We start from the raw sequence: 25,460 nt of genomic DNA, 5'->3' as shown, positions 1-25,460 counted from the left end.
CGATGGCTCCGCAACACCGCAATCTGATCGCCAAGCGCCGCGGGCTGACCTTCTGGACTCAGTGGGTTGCGGGCATGCTGCTGGTGTGCTTGTTGCTGACTCTGGTGGTACAGGCGCGTTACGGCACGCTCCTCAGTCAGTACCGCGTGCTGGGCATTCTTACCCTGCTCGGCTCGGTGCATGTCTATGCGTTGCTGCAGGTTTATCACAAACGACACCGGCTTCTTTCCGGATTGCTGCGTCTGCTGGCGGGTTGGTTCTTGTTGATTGGGAGCCTGCTGGCAATCGCAGGTGTAACCCACACCTTGCATCACTATTCGCTCGATCTGGTGTTCAGCTGGGCCGTCCTGGGCTTCGTTGCCCAGGTGCTGAGCTACGTGCCGCTCCATCTGATGAATCGCCTGCATGCCCGCAAGCTGCGTAACGAAAGGCGCTCGGTAATCGTTGGGACCGGTCCTCTGGCGCAAGAACTGGCGAGGACCTTGAGCAAGCCGCACCGGGTGCCGCTGGTGGGCATGATTGCCACGGAAAAGGCCCAAGACGGTGTTGGCCTGCCAATTCTCGGCGAGCTGTCCGATCTGAGGGACATTCTGCAGCAACAGCACATTCGTCGTGTTTACATCGCCCTGCCACTGAATGAAATGCCGCGCATCGAGAGCATTTACATCGACCTGTTGGATTTGCATGTCGATGTGGTCTGGATACCTGATTTTGGCAGCATGCTGCTGCTCAATCATTCGATCGCAGAAATCGGCCCCATTCCGGCTATCTACCTCAACGAAACGCCCCTCAGCTCACATCCGGGCGCCCAGCTAGGCAAAGAGATTTTGGAGCGTAGCCTGGCGGCGCTCGCCATTCTGCTCCTGAGTCCCCTGCTGCTGGCTGCCGCCCTTGCAGTCAAGCTGTCCTCCCCCGGCCCGGTGTTGTTCAAGCAAAAACGCCACGGCTGGAATGGCGAAGTCATCAACATCTGGAAGTTCCGCACCATGCGAGAACATCAGGACGATCAGGTCAAACAGGCGACCCGAGGCGATCAGCGTGTAACTGCCGTAGGCCGTTTCATGCGGCGCACTTCGCTCGATGAACTGCCGCAGCTGTTCAACGTGGTGGCCGGCGAAATGGCCTTGGTGGGGCCGCGTCCCCATGCGGTGCCTCACAACCTGTATTACATCGGCAAGATCCGCGCCTACATGGCTCGCCATCGAATCAAGCCGGGTATTACCGGCCTGGCGCAAATCACCGGCCATCGCGGTGAGACCGAAACCGTGGAAAAAATGCAGCAGCGCGTCAATCAGGACCTCCTCTACATAAACCAATGGTCGTTCTGGCTGGATTTCAAGATTCTTCTCAAAACGCCCTTCACGCTGCTTTCCAAGGATATTTACTAAGCGCAGATGTTTACACTCGACATTCTCGACAGCTATTCGGATTGCCAGCTGGACGGTGCCAGCTCGTTCTCTTTTCTGAATTTTGCATCCATCGGTGTCTTGTTCAACGCTACGCAGGAGGATTCCATGGCCTTCTTCTGCGACGGAATGCTGTTGTCATATTTTCTGTCGAAAGTAACGGGCCAGAAAATCGTCAGGGTCAGCTTCGACTTTACCTCCATAGCCCAACAGGTGTTTCAGCGCGCCGAATCACAGCAAAAGAAGGTTTATCTCGTTGGTGCTCGCCCTGCAGAGTTGGATCGCTTTATCGACAAGCTCAAAAAGCGTTTTCCCGCCTTGCTAATTGCCGGATACCATCATGGGTATTTTGAAGAGCAGCAGGCCAAGAGAGTTTGCGCAGAAATTCGTGATGCTGGGAGCGACATTCTTATTGTTGGCCTGGGTGCGGGGCATCAAGAGCGCTTCATTCGCCAAGCACGTGCAAACGGTTTCACTGGCGTGGCTTTTTCATGCGGTGGATTCATTCGTCAGGAAGCCATGACCCCTGGTTATTTTTATCCGACCTGGGTGGATCGCTTCAACCTTCGGGCCTTCTATCGCATGTACAGGGAGCCCCACACTATCAAGCGTTACCTGCTCGATTACCCCAGGAACTTCATGCATTTGCTGGCCATGCTCGCCAGACGAAAAGTAGCCATCAACATTGTGCAATCAACTCCGGCCGCGGCCAGGATGCGCATCCTCTTCGTATTCAAGGATTTCAAACCCGACGGTGGAGTCGAGCGGGTTCAGCGGCAGTTGGCCAACCAGTTCTGCCTCGATGGCCAGCAGGTCACTTTTTTCATCATGAATGGCGACCGGGCGGATACCGCTCCGACAGACACCATCAGGCAAATCGGCGAGCCCTGTAGTTGGGGAGTGTTCTCGGTTCTCAATTCCGCACGCAGTCTACGCAGGATCATCCGGCAACAGCAGGTCACCCATGTCATCGCCGCAAAGGAGTTGGCTAATCTCTGCACCCGGCTCGCCACCCTTGGCTGCAACTGCCGAGTCATTTATACCCGTCATGCGGCACTCGACAGCGCCGAACAGACGCTCAACCCGGCCTTGCTCGCTATTCTGTATTCCTTCTATCTGCTGGGGCACGGTCAGGTGGTCACCGTTTCCAATGGCCTCAAAGCAGGGCTCACACGGAGGGTGCCGTGGGGAAAAACGCGCATCAAACACTGCCCCAATGCAGTCGTCACTGAGCAGTTGTCGGCCAAGGCCGCCTGCCCCCTACCCGCCCACCTGCCTTCAAACTACCTACTGGCGGTGGGCAGGCTTACCGAAGAAAAAGGCTTCGATCTTTTGCTGACCGCCTATGCCAAGGCGCTGAGCCAACGCCCACTGCCAGACCTGGTACTGGTGGGTGCGGGGCCTGAGCATGGCGCTCTGCACAAGCAAGCCGATCAGTTGGGTATTGCTGGTCGCGTGCATTTCACCGGATTTCTGAGCAACCCCTATCCCTTGATCAAACAGGCCCGGTTTTTTGTACTGAGTTCCAGGCATGAGGGATTACCGACCGCTCTAATCGAAGCCCTGGCGTTGGGTACACCGGTGCTTGCTGCCGATTGCGATACCGGCCCGCGTGAGCTTCTCGACAATGGCCGCTTGGGCATCCTGGTAAAAGCCAATGATGTCGAGGCCTTGGCGGAGGGGATTATTCAGGCCCTGAACCACAGCGACGGGCTCCGTGCTGCCCACCTTGAGGTCATACAGCAATACACAAGCCAGCAGGCGGCGCAGGCGTATTATCACGTGTGGAATCAATGAGAAAAAAACTGCTGATTATCTTGCAGGACTTGCGAGGTGGCGGCGCCGAGAAAATGATGGTGCGCCTGGCTGGCGCGCTTGCCGAGTTCGGGCATGACGTCACCCTTCTGACCTTGACTGCTGAAGGCGTCAATGCCGCTCACCTTTCACCGAACGTAAAGCGGGTTCATCTAGGCAGCTTACGTACTGCCAGTGCTTTGCCCGATCTGGCACGCTATTTACGAGCCCACCGGTTTGATGCACAACTGGCGGCTCTAACCCATGTCAACGTCGTCGCCATCCTGGCCGCGCTTTTCTCCGGGACCCTAGCCCGTCAGCATGTCAGCGAGCGTAATGCCTTTTCCCATGACAAATACGTCAATCCATCATTCAGTGTGCGCCTGTCTTATTGGCTGGCGCCGTTGTTATACCGGCTGACGCCCAACCCGGTCATTTGCGTATCCCGGGGCGTGGCTCAGGACCTGGTGCGCACCACAGTCGCCCGTGAGCGGGATGTCACGACGGCGGACAATCCAGTGCTGGACGATGATTTTCGCCAAACGCCGCCGCTATCGCCCGCGCACCCCTGGCTGGAGCATAAAGCCTGCCCGGTCATCGTTGCGGTAGGTCGGCTCGTTGAGCAAAAGGGCTTCGATACGCTGATCACTGCCCTCGCCCGGCTCTCCGACCGCACGGTACGCCTGATCATCTTTGGCGAAGGTCCCTTGCGACAACAGCTGATTAACTATGCTAAGGCCGTCAGCGTTGCCGATCGACTCGATCTGGCGGGTTATAGCCCTGCCCCCCTGGCTGAAGTCAACGCTGCCGATTGCTTTGTCCTGTCTTCACGTTTCGAGGGCAGCCCCAATGTTCTGGTGGAAGCCATGTCCACGGGCGTTCCGGTGGTCTCGACACGCTGCCCCTACGGGCCTGAAGAAGTGCTGGTAAGCAGCCAGCTGGGAATTCTGGTGCCCGTCGACGATCCAGCTGCAATGGCCAGGGCAATTGATCAAGCTCTGAACCACCGTTGTGAACAAGCACGGCGAGCACGCATTGAAGCAGCAGCCCGCTTTACGTGCTCCAACGCGGCGAAAACCTATTTATCTGCCTTGTTCCGTAAAGAACCACGCGATGAAAACTCTTGAGATCAGACGTTCGACCTTGCGCGATGCGTTCGCGCTATTCGGACTGATTTTCTATATGAATGTCATTTATTTTTTCATGGCATTGAGCAGCAGCAGCCGATTGCGTGGCATGCAGAATGACAGCGAAGGAAATTTTGTAAACCAGGTGTGCGGACTGATTACATTTGCGGTTCCCTTATATTTCTTTATTAAATATAAAATTTATTTAAGGAAAAGTTTCTACCACCAAAATCTGGTGTTCATTTTTTTTCTGTCTACCGTGCTGCTCTCCGTCTTCTGGTCACATGAGCCTTCAATCAGTCTCAAGCGATTCATTGCCATGCTGAGCACGGTTTTTTTTGCTGGATTCATTGTTTATCACTACAGGGTTCAGCAGATAGCTTTTACCGTAGGTTGCATGATCGGGCTTTTTTCCTTGATGGGCTTGGCGCTGGCGCTGGTTTTTCCCGAACATACCTTTGCGCAGGAAGGCGCCCGCCAAGGCGCCTTCAAGGGAATCTTTCCTGAGAAAAACGCAGGAGCCCGGATCAACGCAATAGCCATTCTGCTGCTTCTGCCTTATGTCTATCGTCAGAACCGGCTGGCTCTGGTCTGCGCTTTCTTTTCTTTGGTAGCTGTTATCTTGGCAAAGTCAGCCACCGGACTGGTCTTGATTTTCGCGGGAGCCGCCAGTTACTGGTACTTTCTTACCTTGGTGAAATTACGCGTCAATAAATCGCGCTCGGTCTTTTTAATTTCGACGCTGATTTATATTTTGATTTTTCTTATTATATATGCGAATTATGAGCTTTTCCTTTCTACCTTGGGGCGAGACAGTACGCTCACAGACCGTACGCGCATTTGGGAGTTGCTGGCTCCGTCGATAGATGCGGAATATATCAAAGGCTATGGATTCGGTGCGTTCTGGTTCACACCCAGCGCCGACTACTTTCTCCAGCGCTGGGGCTACATCGGCAACGCACATAGCGGCTATAAAGAGACATTGCTCAACGGTGGAATCATTCAGCTGGTTGCTCTGATAGCTCTTTTTTTCCACGCTTTGCTAAAACAATACAAGATCATCAACTCCAGCTTCGCCACCCAATACCATGTAGGGGCTTTGGTGATTATCGCACTGATGATCATCTCGAACTACGTCGCGTATGTAATCCCCAACTACCGCTCTACTGAATTCCTCATTTTTTGCATACTGATCATTTCGTTTCGAAACCCGTCTTCCGTCAGGAATGCGTACCTTGATACCCAGAGCGTCCGGCTTTCTTCACCTCTGAGATAGGCCTTTTTATGAAGGGAGATCAATTCGAGCCTACAGTTTGCGTAATCATTCCCATGTTCAACGCAGCCGCCACGATTGGCAAAGCCTTGGAGTCACTGGCGCAGCAGACACGCCTGCCTGATCGCGTCATAGTGGTGGATGATGGCTCTACAGATAACAGCGCACAGACGGTCGAACGCCTTACATTCCCTTATGAATTGCTGTTGATACGGCAAAAAAACAAGGGCCCTTCGGCCGCAAGGAATGCCGGCCTATTCAGCGCCCATGAGACGCTGCTGGCTTTTCTGGATGCTGATGACTATTGGTTTCCGGAAAAACTGGAAAAACAGGTGAGCCTCTTCCAGGCACTCTCAAAAACCAATCACAACGTGGGGATGGTGGACTGTTTTGGATTGAGTCTGTTTGACGATGGCAGGAAATTACTGTTTGGCCACATCAAGAAGGGCAAGCATTTCTTTAGCTTCGTGAATAGCAACGTCATGAACGGAACATCGTCAGTATTGGTACTTCGACACGCTGTTGTAGAGTGTGGTGGTTTTGACCCCCATATACGCTTCGCTGAAGACAGGTGGCTGTGGACGCAAATTGCTGAACACTATGAAATCCACACCGTAGCGGAGATTCTCTACCACCGCCTCGTTGGCAAAAACAACATTACTGCCCATCCTGAAAAGTCCTACGAGCACAAAACCCGTTTTATTGAGCTCTATCTTCGGCGCTACGGGAGCCTATTATCGGGTCAGCAAAGGCTTCAGTTCATACTTTCTAATCATGCAGAGTTTCTCGATGCTTTTTCACGAGCTGGCGCTCACCACAACGTCACAAAAGTTTATAAGGAAATGCTCAAGCATTCCTGGAAAACTCTTTTCTTTCTAAAAGGTAAGAGCACACTTCGTTACATTCATTCAAGGACGATACTTCTAATGAGCCCATATTCGAGTGGATAGCGTGTAAGGTCTTGAATACGGGCTGCTGATTTTTGAAGGCCGCCTTATGAATAAGTCAACTTACAAAGACACAAGGATTGAGTCTTTACGAGGTCTCGCGCTGATATTGATGGTCGCCGGCCATGTCATTGGCAGTTCTGCCTATTCGGGGATGAGAGTACCCGATGATTCACTATTACGTTACCTTTATGACTCTTTCGTTTATATACGAATGCCACTCTTTACAGCTATCTCTGGCTACGTTTATGCCTTGCGGCCCGTGACCACCTACGGCTCTGTCCAACGCTTCTTGAAAGGTAAGACCTACCGCATTGCGATTCCGATGATTGTTGTCTCTTCACTGTTCTTCTTGGCGCAATCATTGATTCCAGGCACCAATGAAAAGCCTGACCATGAAAACTTCTTCGGCATATTTTTTTACGGGTACGCCCATTTCTGGTTTCTTCAGGCCATTCTGCTGATTTTTCTGGGTGTGATAGTGCTTGAGAAAGCTCGTATAACAAAAGGTTTTGCAGGCGCTTTACTGGCGCTATTCGCCTCGCTGCTTATTCCCGAGATATTTGAACAACCAATAAAACTTTTTAGCTTTTATAGAGCACTTGACTTGCTTCCTTTTTTTCTTCTCGGCCTCATAGCGAGCAGATTTCCTGAAAAGCTGGCCGGCATAATTCCACGTTTGATTTCAACATTTGCCCTGGCATTGATCACACTCCATCAGGCTTATCTATTTGGCCTGCATAACCTGCCCAATCATTGGATTGATCCACTGGGGTTGGCATTAGGTCTTTGCGCCATCCACACCTTGATTCATTACAGATTCAACTGCATCCCTTTGATATTTTTGGGGAAATACTCCTTTGAGGTGTATCTGTTCCATGTGTTTGGAACAGCTGGCGCAAGAATTTTGCTGAACAGGCTTGAAATATACTCAACCGTAACGGTGTTTACGGTCAGCCTGGCAGCGGGTTTGCTGATGCCGATTGCGCTGAAGCTTCTGGCGCAACAACATGCCCTGTCTGATCTGCTGCTGTTTGGTAATAAACACGCAGTGACGGTGCCGCTTAAAAAAGCTGTATCAAGCTCTTAAGGTCTGTACGAAACGTCGGCAAAGATAGGCACTCTCCGAGCAGTGTCTTGAACAGCAGCTCCTCTGCGAGGAGCTGCTTTCTTGCCTTTTAGGCGTGCTTAGTTCCGTGTGGCGGTACGCATGGTGACAAACTCTTCAGCTGCCGTAGGGTGGATCCCCATGGTTTCATCGAACGTCTGCTTGGTGGCACCGGCCTTCAGCGCCACTGCGAGGCCCTGAATGATCTCACCCGCTTCGGGGCCGATCATATGGCAGCCCAGAACGCGGTCAGTGTCGGCATCAACGATGATTTTCATCAGGGTGCGCTCCTGATCGTCGGTCAGACTCAGTTTCATAGGGCGGAAGCGGCTTTCATAGACCTTCACGCGGAAGGTTTTGCGCGCCTCTTCTTCGCTGAGTCCTACTGTGCCGATGTTCGGCAGGCTGAAGACTGCAGTCGGAATCAAATCATAATCGACGGGACGGTACTCCTTCGGCTTGAACAGACGCCGCGCGACCGCCATGCCTTCGGCCAATGCAACGGGGGTCAACTGCACCCTGCCGGTCACGTCACCAATGGCCAGGATCGACGGCTCACTGGTCTGATACAGCTCATCCACCTGAATAAAGCCTTTATCGTTCAGTGTGACTGAGGTGTTTTCCAAGCCCAAGCTATCCAGCATCGGGCGCCGACCCGTGGCATAAAACACGCAATCCGCCTCGAGCACCCGGCCGTCCGCCAAGGTAGCTGAAAGCGTGCCATCCGCTTGCTTATCAATGCGCACGATGTCGCTGTTAAATTGCAAATCCACACCGTTCCTAAGCATTTCATCACGTAAATGCTCACGCATGCTGTTGTCAAAGCCGCGCAGAAACAGTTCACGACGGTAGAGCAGTGAGGTTTTCGCGCCGAGGCCGTGGAAGATGGACGCAAACTCGACCGCGATATAGCCACCGCCGACTACCAGCACGCGCTCGGGAAGCTTGTCGAGGAAAAACGCCTCGTTTGAGCTGATGGCATGTTCATGACCGGGAAATTCCGGAACGTGAGGCCAGCCACCCGTGGCGATCAGGATGTGCTCGGCACTATGCCGTTGTCCGTTGACCTCGACGTGATGGCCATCGATAAGTCGCGCGTGGCCTTCAAGGAGTTGCACACCGCTGTTCACCAACAGATTGCGGTAAATGCCGTTGAGGCGCTGAATTTCCCGATCCTTGTTGGCGATCAACGTGCTCCAGTCAAAACGACTGTCATCAATGCTCCAGCCAAAGCCCTGGGCCTGGCGGAATTCCTGGCCGAAATGGGCGCCATAGACGAGAAGCTTTTTCGGTACGCAACCGACGTTGACGCAGGTGCCGCCCAGGTAGCGGCTTTCCGCAACCGCAACGCGAGCGCCGTAGGCAGCCGCGAACCGAGCGGCGCGTACACCACCGGATCCTGCACCAATGACGAAAAGGTCGAAATCAAAGGCCATAATCTTGTCTCCATAAACAGGCCAACAGCATACCCCAGGAATCCCTGGCAACGCCTGAAAGCTGCCGTGGAGAGCGCATCATGTATCCGACCCTCACGCACCTTGCCCTGCATGTTCCAGACCTTGACGCCTGCCTCGAGTTTTACCGAAATTTCTGTGGGATGGAGGTTGTCCATGAGCGTGCCGGCAAAGGCTCACGCATTGTCTGGATCGCCGAGCCCGGCAAGGCTGAGAGCTTCATCTTCGTCATCATGCCAGGCGGCAACGAACGTCAGTTGGCGGCCGATGATTACAGCCATTTCGGTTTTGCCTGCGCGAGCCGCGATGAAGTGGATGCGATCGCCGAACGTGCCCGAGCGGCGGGTTGCCTCATTTGGGCGCCGCGAGACGAACCCTACCCAGTAGGTTATTACTGTGGTGTGCGTGACCCAGCGGGCAACTATGTAGAGTTCAGTTATGGCCAGCCACTGGGGCCAGGAGCAGTGCATTTGCCGTCGCCTTGAAGTGCGCCATGTCCGTCATGCAAAAATCCCCGGGAGAAGGCATTTTCTACCGGGGATTTTTTCTGGGGTGTTTAACGGTAGTACTGAACACTGCCGATCAGAACGAGCTACCCGTCTTGTAGATGTGTTCAAAACAGAAGTTTGTCGCCTCGATGTAGCCTTCAGCGCTACCGCAATCGAAACGCTTGCCCTTGAATTTATAGGCCAGTACGCAGCCTTCTTTCGCCTGCTTCATCAGTGCGTCTGTAATCTGGATTTCTCCGCTTTTTCCGGGTTCGGTCTGTTCGATCAGGTCAAAAATGTCGGGGGTCAAGATGTAGCGCCCAATGATCGCCAGATTTGAAGGGGCATCTTCCGGCTGAGGTTTTTCGACCATTGAATGAACCCGCAAGATGTCGTCGCGTATGGTCTCCCCGGCAATGATTCCGTATTTGGAGGTTTCCTCGGGTGGTACCTCCTCGATGGCTACAATCGAGCAGCGGAACTGGTTGTACAGCTTCATCATTTGGGTCAGTACGCCATCACCTTCCAGGTTGAAGCACAGGTCGTCGGCCAACACCACGGCGAAAGGCTCATCTCCGATCAGCGAGCGACCACTCAGGATGGCATGGCCCAGGCCTTTCATTTCGATTTGGCGCGTATAGGAAAAGGTGCAGTTATCGATGAGCCGGCGAATCCCCACCAGGTACTTTTCCTTGTCGGTATTCCGAATTTGGTGCTCCAGCTCGTAACTGATATCGAAATGATCCTCGAGCGCTCGCTTGCCACGACCCGTGACCATGGCGATCTGCGACAGACCAGCTTCAAGAGCCTCTTCGACACCGTATTGAATTAGCGGTTTGTTGACCACTGGCAGCATTTCCTTCGGCATGGCCTTGGTTGCAGGAAGGAAGCGGGTACCGTAACCGGCAGCGGGAAACATGCATTTTTTGATCATGGTCTTCCTAGGATTCAGGCATCGGCAGCGCCGAAGTATAGGTGGCGCTGAGGTTCTTACCATACGATGCTTATGCCCACCGTTTCTCGGCGCCGTTTGTCGATGAATAACCCCACAGCGACGAGCGTGCACGCCTAGAGCGAAAGGGCTTGAGCAGACTAGGTGAAGCAAATCAAGTCTTGTAAGTCGAGCTCACGTTTTCGATGACCTGGGCTGCAGTACCCTTTGTGGGTTTCACCTTCGTTGGCAGATAGAGATTCATGCGCGGAACGACACTAATCCGTGACTTGCGGTCCGGGCGCTCCGCCTGGCGATCGTTCCTGTCAAAATCTGCTAGTTCGCGGAGTTTGAACCCGTCGCCCTGCCGAACAAAAATCGGCAAGCTGGCATGAACCATGGCGTCATAGCGAGTCTTCTCCGAGAACCAGAGCATGACCCGCGGATGTGGGGCCAACTTCTTGTAGCGATGCAGCACGTCATCGTCATCCATATTCACGATTGCGCGTAGCTCCATGCCTGCAGGTGTCTGGGCCACGGATAAGTTTTCCGCCGCAGCCTGCGCCTGCGCACGTGTAAGCAACAGCTCTCGCACTGTGCCTACACGTACCTTTTCCGCTCCAGCCGTGTGGCCTGCCCACGTGAAAACCATCATCCGGGGAGCTGCATCGAAGACCTGGATATGCCTTGAGATCTGCATCATGGAAAAGGCCGGCCCGAGTGCCGATCGCAAGATACGCGGGCGCGCTGATTTGACCAGGTTCAATTCGAGACGGGTCCGCTCCACCGTTGCGATCAGGTCGTCCTTCAATTGATTGATCTGGATAACCTGCTCGAGCACGCTGCGGCCCACAACAAAATAGCCAGGCAGGCGCATGACCGTGCCCGGCGCCTGACCGGACTCCCGCTCAAACTCCCCGTACGCCTGACGCGCAGCGCTGATCGCTTCCCGCTTGCTCAAACGCTGCACGGCAATAACGTCTGGAGTTTTCTGTGTCTTCAGCAGAGGCAATCGCCACGCGACGCCCTCTTCAACCAAGGCTGGCCAGGTTTGATCAAAAGCCTCCAGCGCCTCCTTGAGCCGTGCATGGGCCGCACATATTTCACTGACCATCAGCTTCCTCCAAAACGCCCCCTTCCCTGTTCAACAGCGGGTCGCACAGGGGTTACAAACTAGGTCAAGAGTCAATGAAGGGGTGGTATTAATAGACAGGGAATATAGCACTTAAGCCTGTGGTTGGAAGGATTTAAGTGCTGATGCGCCAGACCAAGGATATTTCGGCGGCGCCTATGACCAGCCGTTTAGCGCGAAGCATCGCTGGAATACAGGACCCTCCTTGGGCTCAACGCGGCGCCATACGTGCTCTAACCTGCCAAACCAGCTGTCGGGCACGCGGTGCGTCAGGCGTCACCCGCATCAGTCGCTCGGCATAGGTCAGTGCCTCCTCCGTCTTGCCTTGCTCCAAGTGATAGGCAGCTGCCAACCAGAGAAGATCTGCCTCGTTTGGATTGGCTACCAACGCTCTTTCGACCACGACCAGCGCCTGGTGTGGCGACTGCGCTTGGAGGGCCAGCGCCAGAGCCAGCGCAAAACGGGGGTCGCCCGGTGCCAACCTTTGGGCTTGCCGAAAGTGCTCAAGCGCCTGGGTTTTGTGCTGCTGGCGTACCAGGCTCAGGCCGAGTGAATAATGCAGCAACGCCGATTGCGGACGCAGCGCCAACCCCTCGCGCAGCACCTGCGCAGCGTGCGTTTCACGACCGGCGCTGCGGTGCAACTCGGCGAGTTCCAAATAGGCTGCCTGATATAACGGGTCAAGGCGCAGCGCGGCTTGCAGATGTTCCAGCGCACCCGCGTCGTCACTCTGCCGGCGGCGCAGTTGCGCCAACTCGCTACGGGCGTCGGCTCGATCGGTGTTCAACTGCAATTGAGCCTCGTACTCAGCCAGCGCATTGGCAAAGGCCGGTTGCTGCGCCTCAGGCACTGGCGCATCAATCAGTAAACGCGCCACTTCGCTACGCACACTGCGTACGGGATCAGTCAATAAAGGCGCCAGCCACTTACCCCGCTGCCCTGCCGGCACTTGGGCGAAGGCGCCTAGAGCTGCACGACGTACCTGCGCGTCGGGGTCACTTAGGGCAGCGTACAGCGCTCGCCATTGCTCGGGTGCTTGCGGTCTTTGCAACCGTGCAGCGCTGCTTGCACGCACCAGCGCGGGCTGCGCCGGATCGTTAAGCAGCGCAATCAAACCCGCCGCCGAGCCAGGGACACTGGCTTCGGCGTCAGCCCAGATTTTGGCAAATTGCTGGAAGCCTTTGGCTGGCTGCGAATAATGTTTGCCGATGGCCTTGAGCGCCCATTCAGCCGATTTGTCCTGATGGCAAGCATTGCAGGCGTTGGGCGTACCCTGAGCGATGCTGAGATCCGGTCTGGGAATCCGAAAGCTGTGATCGCGCCGGGGGTCGATGACCATATAGGTGGTTTGCGGCATATGGCAGCTTACACACTGCGCCCCAGCAGAGCCGGCCGGGTGGAAATGGTGACGGGGGCTGTCGAAGTGTTGGGGTGAATGGCATTGGCTGCACAGTGCGTTGCCTTGAATACGCAACGCCTGGCTATGGGGGTCATGACAGTTGCTGCACGTCACACCTGCCGCATGCATCTTGCTCTGCTCAAAGGAGCCCGAGATGAAGACCTCTTCACGCTGCTGTCCATCCACGTGATACAGCCCCGGCTCCAGCAGCACCGGAGTGTAGTGATCCAACAGCGGCTTGCCGGCATGATAACCCTCGGCAATCTGGCTGCGTCGAGCGTGGCATTGGGCGCACACCTGCTGCTCTTTGCTAGCCTGCGCGGGGCTATCGCGATGTGCTGTTAACTCTTCAATGGACCGGCGCCAACTAACGCCTCGACGCTCATCCAGGATCAGTGTCAGGCCTTTGCGGGCGCCACCACCATCGCCTTTAGCCCAGGCCAAATGGTTCGACGCCGGCCCATGGCAGGCCTCACAGCCCACGTTGATCTCAGCCCAGCGAGTAGCAAACGTATCGGTCTTTGGATCGTAGCCTTTGCGCAGGCCGGTGGAGTGGCAGTCGGCACACATGTGGTTCCAGTTCTGCGAAGGCCGGGTCCAGTGAAGCTCATCCCGATGGCTCACCGCATCATCGGGGTACAAGTGGAACCAGCGCTGCCCGCCTTCGTTGGCCGGGCGGCTATCCCAAGCAATCGACAAGGCCTGCAAACGACCGTCGGGAAATTCCACCAAGTACTGCTGCAGTGGATCAACGCCGAAGGTGTAACGGATCTCGAACTCGTCTAGCGCACCGTCAGCCCCATCGGTTTGCACAAAAAAACGGCTATCACGCCGGAAAAAGCGCGACTCGACATCTGCATAGCTAAATCGCGCATCGTTGAAGTCCCCTAGCACGGTGTCGCTTGTAGCGTGCTGCATGGCATGCGCGTGCTGGGAGTTCTGCCAGGCTGCGAATTGTTGCTCATGGCAACCGGCGCAAGCCTGACTTCCAGCAAAGCCCGACACTGGATCGGCCAGTGCCGGTTGCCAGCAACTGACTGCCACTGCCAACAGCGCCAGCACTAGGCGGACCCTGAATCGACCATTAACAAACAACAAAGGCGCGTTGAACATGGGACTTTTCCCGGCGGGCGAACATTGGCATACGGAACACTATGCTGCCGTTGACCCAGGCGCGCGAATAGCAGTTGTCGGCAATAGCTGCGCGCACATGCCAGTACCTGCGCAGAGGCGATAACACTCAATGGTGCAGCTTGGAATACTTCAGTCGAACAACAAGCAGCCTGGGAGATACCCCCCCTATTCGTAACGTCGCGATGGCCACCGTGGCCGGCAGCACGGCGCAACCGTGCCGATTACCAAGATCCTTGCGACAGAGCGTTGAACTGGATCTGCGAATTTTTATATCGCCAACAATTCCAAGGTGAAGCACCGCCCACGTCCGGAGAGGCAGCTGTACCCCTGGCCCGGGCAATTTGCGGCACGCCCCGGAAATAGCTCAGAGGGCAACTGCTCTCCAGACGTTGAACCGACCCTGTGGGGCCGTCAAAAAAAAGAGAAAACACAACATGAATCTGAAACATTTAAGTCTTGCGCTCTGCCTGACGGGTTTGTGCAACCTGAGTCTTCAGGCGGCAGAAAAGCCCAACATTCTCATCATCATTGCCGACGACCTGGGTTACAGCGATCTGGGCAGCTTCGGCGGCGAAATCGACACGCCGAACCTGGATGCCTTGGCCAGCGAAGGCGTGCGCCTGACCAACTTCCAGGCGGCGCCAACCTGTTCGCCAACCCGCGCCATGTTGCTCAGCGGCACCGACAATCACTTGGCCGGGCTGGGTAACATGGGCGAACTTCTGCAGGATTACCAGAAGGGCCAGCCAGGCTACGAAGGGTACTTGAATGATCGCGTCGCCAGCCTCGCCGAGGTCATGCAAGACGCTGGTTACAACACTTACACCGTGGGCAAGTGGCACCTGGGCCGCACCGAAGAGACCAGCCCCAAGGCGCGCGGCTTCGACCGTTCGTTCATCCTGGTGCAGGGCGGTGCCAGTCACTTCGATGATCAATTCGCGATCATCGCCGCCGACCCCAAGGCCATCTACCGTGAAGACGGCAAGCAGGTGGAGGCCCCCGAGAACTTCTTCTCCACCGAGTTCTATACCGATCGCATCATCCAGAACATCGAGGCGGACAAGGCCAACGGCAAGCCGTTCATGGCCGTACTGTCCTACACAGCGCCGCACTGGCCTCTGCATGCTCCGGATGAGTGGATCGACAAGTACAAGGGCCGCTACGCCGAGGGTTACGAAGCTATCCGCCAAGAGCGACTCGAGCGCATGCAGTCCATGGGCATGGTCGCCGCTGGCGTAACCCCCAACACGCCGCTGGCAAGCGCCCTGCCGACCTGGGAGCAGTTGAGCGACGAACAACGACAGCGTGAAGCACGCAGCATGGAAATCTATGCCGCCATGGTCGACAACATGGACCATCACATTGGTCGCGTCATGGATTATCTGCGTGACACAGGCGAGCTGGATAACACCTTCATTCTGTTTGTTTCCGACAACGGTGCCGACGGCAACAGCCCAATCGACCTGCCTGGCAACCGTGAGTGGCTGTCTACCGGCTTCGACAACAGCCTGGAAAACATGGGCCGTAAAGGCTCCTTCATTGGCTATGGCGCTCAGTGGGCGCAGGTCAGCGCTACGCCGCTACCTTTGTTCAAAGGATTTCCGAGCGCAGGCGGCATCAACGTACCCGCCATTGTTAGCCACCCCAGCCTGAGCAAGCAGGCCGGTAAAGTGGACGATAACTTCTACCACGTGATGGATGTCATGCCGACCCTGTTGGAACTGGCGGGCGTTAAGCACCCGGGCAGCACATTCCGCAATCGTGACGTCCACCCCATGCAAGGCATTTCAATGCTGCCTGGTCTGCACGGCAAAGCCATGCCCGAGCGCGTGGTAGGCTGGGAGCTGTTCGGTCGCCGCGCCCTGCGCAAGGGCGACTGGAAAATGATCTGGATGGGCCCCCCGTACGGCACCGCACAATGGCAGCTGTACAACCTGGCGGTAGATCCGGTCGAGGCCAACGATCTGGCTAAACAGGAGCCCGCCAAACTGGCCGAGATGGTTGAAGAGTGGGATGCCTACGTCAAACGCAACAACGTGCTGCTGGGCGATATGAACTTCAAGTACGGTTTCGAAACCTGTCTGTACGAGTACTGCTTCAAGTAACACCTCGGGCATTGGCTACAGCAGCCCACGCCGGCCAATATTGAAGCCCCCTTTTACACCCCTCGAGAGCAATCTCCAGGGGTGTTTTTCATTGCCCAAGCAGCTCAGTGCTGCCGCGCCAGAGTCTTCGACGGCGGTTCACCAAATGCCTGCTTGTAGGCCGTGGTGAAATGGCTCGGCTGAGCGAATCCCCAACGGTGAGCCAATTCGGACAACTGCACTTCACCCGGCTGATGGCGCAGCAGTAAATCGCGGATGACTTTCAATTTGCAGTTCTTGATATAGCGCTGCGGGCTGGTCCCCAAACTAACGCGGAACGCCTGCTCCAGACTACGTCGACTGGTGCCGCTGACTGACACCAAGAGGCTGATGCATAAGGGCTTCTCAAGGTGCGCATGGATGTAATCCACCACCCGTTTAACCGTGCCGGGTAACACGCTGCGCGGGGGTAAATTGCGGAGCGAAGGAATGAGATGCAGCAGGTTCTCACAAAATAAATGCTGTATGTGTTGTTGGCCGGCAGGGGTCGCCAGCAAGCCGACGGGGCTGGCAACTTCGCTATCGACCAATCGCAGCAAATTACCGAGACTGACCAGCGCCGGGTTATCGCGAGTAATCACCTGCGCCTGAGTGGAGGGGTTAGACATTTCTATCTGGTGATGGCGCATGACGTGCTCGGCCAGGCTCACAGTTTCCAGCGTCAGCACTACCGCCTGCGTGCCTTTATGCCACACCGCATCAACTTCGTACCCCGGGGTAAATAGCATCATATCGCCAGCCTCGGCGGTATGGCCCTCAAGTAGGCTGGTTACGCTTCCGCGCAGAGGCAAAATGGCATGCCAGTTAGCCAACGCCAAGGAACTGACTCTAACCTTTTGGCCAAAGTCTGCTCCGAACAGCTTCAGCTGTGGCATCGCCTGCAGGGTGAAATGAATGTCCGCTTCGCCTTCTGCACACGGCTGCAAGTTGCGCTCTTCAATCTGGCTGCATAGCAAGGCCGCGGCTTCATCCAAGTTACGCGACGACAGCCACGGTTTTTTGAAAAACGGTAATCGCCCCAAGTCGGGTTGCCTGGAAGGCTCGCTATGGAAAGTCGTACGGGTATTTTGCACGCTGGCTCCCATATAACGTGTTGTTTTTATTCCAGTCTGGCATTTCAGCCACCGTAAGGCGGAAACTCTGGCGAGTTTTGCCGGGGCTGTCCAGATCCTGCCGTCTTAATCCGGGATGCCATGGAAGGCGCAGCATGGTCGAAAGCAACACGCGCTCCGCGTACGACCTAAATTCAATTGAGCGCACCGTGAAACCTAGGGGAAAGCGTACCGCCGCAGGCACCCGAGCTGTGCACCGGGACCACCCTATCGCTCGAGTCCTGCTCGCCGGCCTAACTCAGTCGTAGGCCATCAGATATCAGCTAGGCGTAACTATTCTGCCGCCATGAGCCGTTACGGCAGTGCGCGCGCAGGCCTGCTATTGGACGGGGTGACAGCGAGGTAAACGGCACGACCATACTTGCAGCAAGCCTTACCTCGTCAGCACCGGCAAGTGCGGCAAGATCAGACCACCTTGCTTTCATATTCGAGCACATCGTCACGTATCTCACGCAACTCATCAGCGTCCTGATGGAGACGGTGAATGACATTAAGCAGTTGTTGCCTCAGCAAATCATTCATTTCAAGCTGCTCCGCCGCGCGCATCACCACGACTGCAGCTGCCTCGTTGTTTTCGGCTGCGGTATCGAGGGTCTTCCGAATATTTCTTGCTGAACGAACCATAAAAAGCACCTCGATGAACATCGTTTTCGGATGATACGACCTCAACATTTCCTTTTAATTTCAACCGCTTCGCTTCGGATGAGCGGTACTGTTTGACTGAGAAAAACGCTATGAAACCGGCATCTTCGCCCGCCTCGGTCGCTCACGGCCCATTTAGCCGGGAATACCGTCTGTATTGCGGGTGATGCGTGGAAGCATTGCAGGCGCAGCAGGCCTTCCCCAGCGCCGACGAAGCCGTTGCAGCATTTATCGCTGCCCTCGGAACTCAACAAGGGCGATGACTGGAACAGCTTATACCGCTGGAAGGCATTGAGCGCGAGGATGTCGAGGCATTCCTAACCCTGTACGGGGAACACCATTAAATCAGCCCGGTGGCGCACTGGGTGCGTTCTCAACTAAGGCGCTGACGGTGATCCTGGTGCTGCGAAGCTCGATACCTACCTACTTGGGGATCGATGGAACGTGCCGCGACTAGCTGACAAGGGGGCCGCGCCTGCGCCGAGTACGCTGGCCGCCGGCGATTCGAGCTGCAAAAGCAACTGCCGCTCGAGGCTATCGTCCAGGTAATGAACCCGCGGCCATCACCCCGTGATCGCGGCTGCTTATCCACTCGCGCCATTCTTGGTCGAAGGCGGTGTTGAGACTTTTCCGCAGCTGGGCCTCCCGTTCCGGTCGCTCGTGTTCACGCAGCAGTTCGGTCACACCTATCACACCCAGGGACAACACCGTGCCGGCGGCCTGGCCGATCATGGCCGATACCGCACCGGCAACGCTGCTGGTTGCCAACTCGGCGGTCAATTGGCGGCTGGTCTGCCGTGCCACGGACGTGATGCCAGCATCCTCGGACCAGAGAACGACCATGGCGGGCGCCTCGCGGATACGGATACCCAGCGCGCGATAAGCGGGCAGCCGATCGAGACGCTCGGTGCGGATCAGTTGCTGGAGTGAAGCGTCCTGATTGGCAGGAGGCGCCAGAGTGATCGCCGGAATACCCGCCAGCCTGCGCTCGAACTGCTCCGGCGGGACACCGTGGCGCAGCGGAATCTTGGCCAGCAGTTCGCCCAGCAGCCAGACATAAAAGCGCGTCGTGCGCTCCCTGATCCGCACTGGGTCGGTCTGTCTAGCCACCGGCACCAACACGCGCTTGCGGTATTGCTGCTGCAGATAGAGCGCCAGCCTGTCGACGACCTCCTCCTTATCCTCGTCGGCGCCCATCTGGTACCAGGACACCTTGATGCTCATCCATTTGCGGGTCCGGTAGCGCGAAAACCAGGGGATGAAGTCCGACTCGGTGCGCTGTCGAACCAAATCAAGCCACTCCTGCAGGGCATCGCGTGCGAAATGGCTGGCCTGCTCGGTAGCGTTTTGCGACGCGGCAATGATTTCGCGGTCGACCTGCCTCCAGGTACTCGGGGAAACGGTCACGGGCGGGGGCCGGGACGCACAGCCGGCCAGCATGACGATCCAGACTACGAGCAGGAAGCACCTCTTCATATCGCTGGTCCTGACACTGAAGCAAGCGCGGGACGCTCTACGTCTCACATTCAAAGTTTAGGTGCAGGAATAGCAGCGCCGGCTCCTTCGAGCGGACTGGCGGTGTGCCGCCCGTTCAGTCAGTCGCTTCCATGAAGGCCTATCGCAACAGCCGCTGGCAGCCTGACGTTTACTTCGCATACTGAGTGGCATGTCACTCAGTTCTGTCTGGCGAATCCCATGGCGATCAACGAGACAGTCGACAAGCCCGCAAGAAAACGCGTGCTCGATCCGGTATCCCGGATGTCCGAAATCCTGTTCGGCTTGCTGATGGTGTTGACCTTCACCGGCACCTTCAGCGTCGCTAACGCGGGGGAAAGCTCGGTACGCGAACTGCTGATTGCCAGCCTCGGCTGCAACCTGGCCTGGGGCATGGTGGATGGCTGCATGCTTCTGCTAAACCGCCTCGCTGAGCGTGGCCATGCCTGGCGTCTGTTTCAGCATCTGAAGAAAATTCCGCTGGGCTCTGCACAGGCCTTCGAGCTGCTGGCTGATGCCATGCCGGCCCTGGTCACTAAGGTTATGCATGCCAACGACGTGCAGACACTGCACCAGCGTGTGCTGGAGCAACGTATCGCGCGAACCAGCCTTAAACTCGGTCCGATCGACCTGCTGGCGGCCCTTGCGGTGTTTCTATTGGTTGCGCTTTCCACCCTGCCCGTAGTGCTGCCGTTTGTGCTGTTCGACGAGCCGTTGCTTGCTTTGCGCGTCTCCAATGCGATTGCGCTGATCATGCTGTTTCTCATCGGGCTGGGTTACGGTCGCTTTGCCGGCGCCCGCAGCCCGGCGATCACCGCACTGATATTCACCCTGCTGGGTGTGGCACTGGTCTTGGCAACCATTGCCCTGGGCGGCTGACAACCCCACCGGCTGAGTCGTATTCAACGTCTGCGCAGCCGGCTGCGACTGGCCTTGGCGATCAATACGACCCGCGCGAAACGGGAATGGACCTGGTTGATCTTTGTTTGCTACTCCGGCTGCAACTCAGCCCTGCCTTGCAACTGCTCCGCCACACGCTGATGAGCGAGCATCGACGTACTTTTTCCGCCACAGCCGGGAGCGTCAGACCGTCAGTCGCTTCTTAGTCCGATCCAGGCACGCCGAGGTGGGCTGATGATCTATACCACTTGAACCTGGGACATTAACGGGTCACGCGCATGGTCCAACCTGGAATAGCTGCGCCCCCTCACGCCACGCCTGTGGAGGGTAGATGCTTATGAACAGCCTGAATGTTGCGGCCAATGACGGTGTTCGCCATTGCTTCACCACCACGCGAACGGTCGTTTCCCTCGACGAGACCGATTACACCAACGTCGCCGTGGCAGTATTTTCTATCGACGACATCACGGCTGGCGCCTTGGACGTCGTACAACGCACCGGTTTCAATATCCCGGTTTTCCTGGTCGCCACACCGGACGGGAACCGCGCGATGGAGGCCTATGAGCACTTGCGTGACATGCTGCTGCAGGTCACCGGCGTGTTCGATCCCGCCCGCAACAACGCCGACTACTACGGTCACCAGCTGGAAGCCGCAGCCAAGGGCTACGAGGAAACCCTGCTCCCGCCTTTCTTCGGCAACCTCAAGCGCTACACCGAAACCGCCAATGCCACCTTCGCCTGCCCCGGTCACCAAGGCGGGGAATTCTTCCGCAAGCATCCGGCTGGCCGTCAGTTCTTCGATTTTTTCGGTGAGACGCTATTTCGCACCGACATCTGCAATGCCGACGTCAAACTGGGTGACCTGCTGATTCATGAAGGGCCTGCGCTGGCCGCTCAGCAACATGCCGCCAAGGTGTTCAACGCCGACAAAACCTACTTCGTGCTCAACGGCACCTCGGCCTCCAACAAGGTAGTCACCAACGCCCTGCTCACACCCGGCGACCTGGTGTTATTTGACCGCAACAATCACAAGTCCATTCACCAGGGAGCGCTGCTGCAGGCCGGCGCCACACCGGTCTACCTGGAAACCGCGCGCAACCCCTACGGGTTCATCGGCGGAATCGACGCCCATTGCTTCGAAGAGGACTACCTGCGCCAGTTGATCGCCGAAGTCGCGCCAGACAAGGCCCAGCTGCCGCGTCCCTTCCGTCTTGCGGTCATCCAGCTCGGCACTTACGACGGCACCATCTACAACGCCCGGCAGGTGGTCGATCGTATCGGGCGGCTGTGCGATTACATCCTGTTCGACTCGGCCTGGGTCGGCTACGAGCAATTCATTCCGATCATGAAAGACTGTTCGCCCATGCTGCTGGAGCTGAATGAAAACGACCCGGGCATCTTTGTCACCCAGTCGGTGCACAAACAGCAGGCCGGCTTCTCCCAGGCCTCGCAGATTCACAAGAAGGATCGTCACATCAAAGGCCAGCCCCGCTATTGCAACCATGCACGGGTGAACAACGCCTTCATGGCCCAGGCGTCCACCAGCCCGTTCTATCCGTTGTTCGCGTCACTGGACATAAACGCTGCGATCCATAGCGGGCGCAGCGGGTTAAAACTGTGGGACGACTGCCTGAAGTTCGGCATCAATGCCCGCAAATTGATCCTGGAAACCTGCACGCTGATCCGGCCCTTCGTGCCTCCGCAGATCGAGGGGCGCAACTGGCAGGACTATCCCACCGACGAAATCGCCAGCGACATCCGCTTCTTCAGATTCCATCCTAAGGACCGCTGGCACGCCTTCCCCGGTTACGCCGAGAACCAGTACTTCATCGACCCGTGCAAGCTGTTGTTCACCACGCCGGGAATCGACCCGGTCGATGGCACCTACAGCGATTTTGGTATCCATGCGGGCATTCTCGCCAATTTTCTGCGGCAGAACGGCATCGTTCCGGAGAAGTCCGACCTCAACTCGATCCTGTTCCTGCTCACTCCGGCAGAGGACTGGGCCAAGATGAGCCACCTGGCGGCCCAGCTCACCCGCTTCGAGCGTTTTATCGATGACGACGCGCCGATGAGTCGCGTTCTGCCGGCGATTTACGAGGTCCATCAGGCTCGCTACCGCGATTACAGCATTCGTCAGCTGTGCCAGGAAATGCACGACCTCTACCGTGGTCTCACCGTCAATCAGCTGCAGCGAGACATGTTTCGCAAGGCACACCTGCCCAAGATGGCGATGCTGCCGCAGGCTGCGCAGATCGAATACGTGCGCGGCAATGCCGAACTGATTCCGCTGACCGAAGCGGACGGTCGTATCGCTGCAGAGGGCGCCCTACCCTACCCACCCGGTCTTCTCTGCGTCGTACCGGGCGAAGTCTGGGGCGGTCCCGTACTGGATTACTTCCTGTCCCTTGAAGAAGGCATCAACCGGCTACCGGGCTTCACTCCCGAACTGCAAGGGGTCTATCTGCGTCATGACAACGGGCGTACCCGGGCCTACGGCTATGTACTGAAAAACCGCTAATCCACCGTGAAAGGCCCTCCACAGTGGCGATGCTTTTTACTTAGCGCACTGTTCCGATAGCGTGGAACGCCTGAGTAAGCATTTGAAGCATGGGCCGCGGCGATCCAAGCCTTATCCCATAGAAGGACGCCGGGCTGAGCTTGGCGAAGCGCGACAGCCGCTTCGCGTTCTTCCGCCAGGAGAAGCATTCATGCATATCCATCCAAGCGTTCAAATGTGGCTGCTCCTGCTAGCGCTGTCTGGCGCCGCCCTCTCGCCGATCCGGGCGGCAGAGGTGAGCAGTTCCCAAGCTTCAGAACAGGTCTTCAGCGCCCAGGAACTCGACCAGATGCTGGCCCCACTGGCCCTGTACCCCGATGCGCTGCTGGCTCAGGTATTAATGGCTGCCACCTACCCCGGCGATGTGGCCGACGCGGCTTCCTGGTCCATGGAACACCCGGATGCCAGCGGCGATGACGCGGTGCACCAGGTCTCCGAGCAGCCATGGGACCCCAGCGTGCAATCGCTGGTGGCCTTCCCTGCAGTGCTGGCCACCCTGGGCCAGGACCCGTCCTGGGTACAGAAGGTCGGCGACGCCTTCCTCGCCCAGCCCGACGCGGTAATGGACTCGGTGCAGCGCCTGCGACGCCAGGCCCAGGAGGCGGGCAATTTGAAGTCCGACGACAAGCAGAAGGTCATCCAGCAGCCGACCCAGGAAGTGACCCAATCGGGTGGCAGCAGCGAGCAGACCATCATCATCGAATCGGCCGACCCGCAGGTGGTCTATGTGCCCACCTACAACCCCAATGTGGTTTATGGAACCTGGGCCTATCCGTCCTACCCGCCGGTCTATTACCCACCGCCCGCGGGCTCTTACTTCGGCAGCGCACTGGTCACCGGCCTGGGCTTTGCCGCTGGGGTGGCGGTCATCGACTCGCTGTGGGGCGACTGCGACTGGGGCCGTGGCGACGTCGATATCGACGTTAACCGCTACAACAACATCAACACGAACCGTCAGCTCAACGTGAATGAGAACAACTGGAAGCACAACGCGGTCAACCGCGACGGTGTGCCCTACCGCGACCGCGCCAGCCGCGAACAGTATGGCCAGCGCCTGGCCAACAGCGAGCAGCGTGAGGCCCTGAGAGGCCGCGACACGGCCCGTACCGCCGACCGCGAGAGTGCCCGAAAGAGCTTGGAACAGCGCGGTTTCGAGAGCCCGGCCACCAGCAATCGCCAGGCCCGCGAGCGGGCGCAGACCGCGAACCGCGAAATGCGCGATCCAGCCCAGGCACGGCAACCCTCCCGAGACCAGGCCCGCAGCACGCCTCAGGCCCGCCAACAGGCGCGCCAGCAGCATTCAGCCTCCCGGAACACACCCGACAACGCCTTTGCCGGCGCCCGCTCGCCCAACAGGGAAAGGGCCTCCCAGCAACGCGGACAGGCCAGTCGCGCCGCCGCCAGTCGCCCGCAAGCCGCTCGTACCAGCGGGCGGGCGGTGAGCCGCCCGGCCATGGCCTCGTCTCGTGGGGGCGCCCGTGGAGGGCGCCGATAAGGAGCCCGCCATGCATGCAGCTCTGCGAACCACACTACTCGCCTTGCTGGCGCTGCTGCCCGTCCACGCATGGCCGGCGCAGCAGGCCTTTCCCAGTCCCGACGAAGCCGTTGCGGCTTTTATCGCCGCCCTCGGCACCCGGCAGGCCGACGCTACGCGCTTGGCGGCCCTGTTGGGCGATGACTGGAGCAGCTATATACCGCTGGAAGGCATTGAGCGTGAGGATGTCGAGGCATTTCTCGCCCTGTACCGGGAACGACATGAGATCCGCACAGAGTCTCGCGACCGCTCACACCTGGTCGTGGGCACCGTCGCGTGGGAGCTGCCGTTGCCGCTGGTACGAGGCGAGGACGGCTGGTTCTTCGACACCAAAGCCGGCGGCGAGACCATTCGCATACGTCGTATTGGCCGCAACGAGCTGGCCACCCTGCAAGCCGTGCGGGCCTACCACGACGCACAGATGGACTATGCGGAAGTGGATCGAGACGGCGATGGAGCCTTGGAGTACGCGCAGAAATTCGCCAGCAGCGAGGGCCGCCACGATGGGTTGTATTGGGCCGAGCAGCCCGGCGAAGAGGAGAGCCCGCTGGGCCCGCTGTTCGGCGATGAGCTGCCGGATGGCGATTGGCATGGCTACCATTACCGCATCCTCACCGCCCAAGGGCCGTCGGCGCCGGGCGGCCCCTACGACTACCTGCTCGGCGACAACATGAGTCGGGGCTTTGCCCTGATCGCCTGGCCGTCTGCCTACGGCAACAGCGGCGTGATGAGCTTCATGATCAGCCACGACGGCGGGGTGTTCGAGAAAGACCTGGGACCGGACGGCGGCAAGCAGGCCCTGGCCATGACCCGTTTCGACCCGGACAGCAGCTGGAAGGAAGTCGCTGAAGCGGAAGATCCGCTTTGATTATCCTGGGGTG

19 protein-coding genes are annotated in these 25,460 nt (G+C 57.4%); 12 read left to right on the top strand and 7 right to left on the bottom strand.

The annotated features are described in order from the left end of the window. Positions 1-2 precede the first annotated feature (2 nt). Genes H9642_RS08335 through H9642_RS08310 form a run of 6 tightly spaced genes read left to right on the top strand, consistent with a single transcriptional unit; the run spans position 3 to position 7,637 of the window. Positions 3-1,388, top strand: coding sequence for an undecaprenyl-phosphate glucose phosphotransferase (locus tag H9642_RS08335; RefSeq protein ID WP_251835967.1), 1,386 nt, complete (start codon positions 3-5; stop codon positions 1,386-1,388). A gap of 6 nt (positions 1,389-1,394) precedes the next feature. Then, positions 1,395-3,203: a WecB/TagA/CpsF family glycosyltransferase gene (locus H9642_RS08330; RefSeq protein ID WP_251835966.1), complete on the top strand. Its 1,809-nt coding sequence runs from the start codon at positions 1,395-1,397 to the stop codon at positions 3,201-3,203. Then, entirely contained in the window at positions 3,200-4,327 is a 1,128-nt protein-coding gene (locus H9642_RS08325) for a glycosyltransferase (protein ID WP_251835965.1), read from the top strand. The genes H9642_RS08330 and H9642_RS08325 overlap by 4 nt, the downstream gene beginning before the upstream one ends. Then, a complete protein-coding gene (locus H9642_RS08320; RefSeq protein WP_251835964.1) occupies positions 4,314-5,603 on the top strand; it encodes an O-antigen ligase family protein in 1,290 nt (429 codons plus the stop codon). The genes H9642_RS08325 and H9642_RS08320 overlap by 14 nt, the downstream gene beginning before the upstream one ends. Before the next feature lie 8 nt (positions 5,604-5,611). Beyond that, on the top strand, positions 5,612-6,550 hold the full coding sequence (locus H9642_RS08315) for a glycosyltransferase family 2 protein (protein ID WP_286010276.1): 939 nt from the start codon (positions 5,612-5,614) through the stop codon (positions 6,548-6,550). A 46-nt stretch (positions 6,551-6,596) separates the two neighbouring features. After that, the gene (locus tag H9642_RS08310; RefSeq protein WP_251835962.1) at positions 6,597-7,637 is read left to right on the top strand and encodes an acyltransferase family protein; all 1,041 of its coding nucleotides are present in this window, start codon (positions 6,597-6,599) and stop codon (positions 7,635-7,637) included. Positions 7,638-7,735: 98 nt separating this feature from the next. Here H9642_RS08310 and gorA read toward each other — a convergent pair whose 3' ends face one another. Continuing rightward, the gene (gorA, locus tag H9642_RS08305; protein ID WP_251836158.1) at positions 7,736-9,091 is read right to left on the bottom strand and encodes a glutathione-disulfide reductase; all 1,356 of its coding nucleotides are present in this window, start codon (positions 9,089-9,091) and stop codon (positions 7,736-7,738) included. A gap of 80 nt (positions 9,092-9,171) precedes the next feature. On the opposite strand from gorA, the gene H9642_RS08300 reads away from it, so the two are divergent. Continuing rightward, positions 9,172-9,594 carry a VOC family protein gene (locus H9642_RS08300; protein ID WP_251835961.1) on the top strand — a complete coding sequence of 141 codons (423 nt, stop codon included), beginning with the start codon at positions 9,172-9,174 and terminating at the stop codon, positions 9,592-9,594. 97 nt (positions 9,595-9,691) lie between these two features. On the opposite strand, the gene galU is transcribed toward H9642_RS08300, so the two are convergent. From galU to H9642_RS08285, 3 genes are all read right to left on the bottom strand, one after another. Continuing rightward, positions 9,692-10,531, bottom strand: coding sequence for a UTP--glucose-1-phosphate uridylyltransferase GalU (galU, locus tag H9642_RS08295; protein WP_251835960.1), 840 nt, complete (start codon positions 10,529-10,531; stop codon positions 9,692-9,694). A gap of 172 nt (positions 10,532-10,703) precedes the next feature. Further along, complete coding sequence (locus tag H9642_RS08290) at positions 10,704-11,642, bottom strand: DNA replication terminus site-binding protein (RefSeq protein WP_251835959.1); 939 nt, start codon at positions 11,640-11,642, stop codon at positions 10,704-10,706. Positions 11,643-11,871: 229 nt separating this feature from the next. Next, positions 11,872-14,172: a multiheme c-type cytochrome gene (locus tag H9642_RS08285; RefSeq protein ID WP_251835958.1), complete on the bottom strand. Its 2,301-nt coding sequence runs from the start codon at positions 14,170-14,172 to the stop codon at positions 11,872-11,874. A 455-nt stretch (positions 14,173-14,627) separates the two neighbouring features. Between H9642_RS08285 and H9642_RS08280 the strand changes: the two genes are divergently transcribed. Next, the gene (locus H9642_RS08280; RefSeq protein WP_251835957.1) at positions 14,628-16,298 is read left to right on the top strand and encodes an arylsulfatase; all 1,671 of its coding nucleotides are present in this window, start codon (positions 14,628-14,630) and stop codon (positions 16,296-16,298) included. A gap of 104 nt (positions 16,299-16,402) precedes the next feature. Here the strand turns inward: H9642_RS08280 and H9642_RS08275 are convergent, their stop codons facing one another. The 3 genes from H9642_RS08275 to H9642_RS08265 form a co-directional block, all read right to left on the bottom strand. After that, positions 16,403-17,410 carry a helix-turn-helix transcriptional regulator gene (locus H9642_RS08275; protein ID WP_251835956.1) on the bottom strand — a complete coding sequence of 336 codons (1,008 nt, stop codon included), beginning with the start codon at positions 17,408-17,410 and terminating at the stop codon, positions 16,403-16,405. 444 nt (positions 17,411-17,854) lie between these two features. After that, positions 17,855-18,094 carry a hypothetical protein gene (locus H9642_RS08270; protein ID WP_433962686.1) on the bottom strand — a complete coding sequence of 80 codons (240 nt, stop codon included), beginning with the start codon at positions 18,092-18,094 and terminating at the stop codon, positions 17,855-17,857. A gap of 531 nt (positions 18,095-18,625) precedes the next feature. Next, entirely contained in the window at positions 18,626-19,567 is a 942-nt protein-coding gene (locus H9642_RS08265) for a hypothetical protein (protein ID WP_251835955.1), read from the bottom strand. A 219-nt stretch (positions 19,568-19,786) separates the two neighbouring features. Between H9642_RS08265 and H9642_RS08260 the strand changes: the two genes are divergently transcribed. The 4 genes from H9642_RS08260 to H9642_RS08245 all read left to right on the top strand — a co-directional run bounded on the left by H9642_RS08260 (position 19,787) and on the right by H9642_RS08245 (position 25,447). Beyond that, on the top strand, positions 19,787-20,464 hold the full coding sequence (locus H9642_RS08260) for a VIT1/CCC1 transporter family protein (protein ID WP_251835954.1): 678 nt from the start codon (positions 19,787-19,789) through the stop codon (positions 20,462-20,464). A 358-nt stretch (positions 20,465-20,822) separates the two neighbouring features. Further along, on the top strand, positions 20,823-23,006 hold the full coding sequence (locus tag H9642_RS08255) for an ornithine decarboxylase (RefSeq protein WP_251835953.1): 2,184 nt from the start codon (positions 20,823-20,825) through the stop codon (positions 23,004-23,006). Between the two features lie 190 nt (positions 23,007-23,196). Further along, entirely contained in the window at positions 23,197-24,540 is a 1,344-nt protein-coding gene (locus H9642_RS08250; RefSeq protein WP_251835952.1) for a DUF3300 domain-containing protein, read from the top strand. Between the two features lie 10 nt (positions 24,541-24,550). Next, complete coding sequence (locus tag H9642_RS08245; protein ID WP_251835951.1) at positions 24,551-25,447, top strand: DUF2950 domain-containing protein; 897 nt, start codon at positions 24,551-24,553, stop codon at positions 25,445-25,447. Positions 25,448-25,460: the final 13 nt, after the last annotated feature.

Origin of the sequence: Serpens gallinarum, from assembly GCF_014836765.1 — a bacterium.
GTDB classification, from domain to species: domain Bacteria; phylum Pseudomonadota; class Gammaproteobacteria; order Pseudomonadales; family Pseudomonadaceae; genus Serpens; species Serpens gallinarum.
This window is presented reverse-complemented; position numbering and strand designations above follow the sequence as displayed.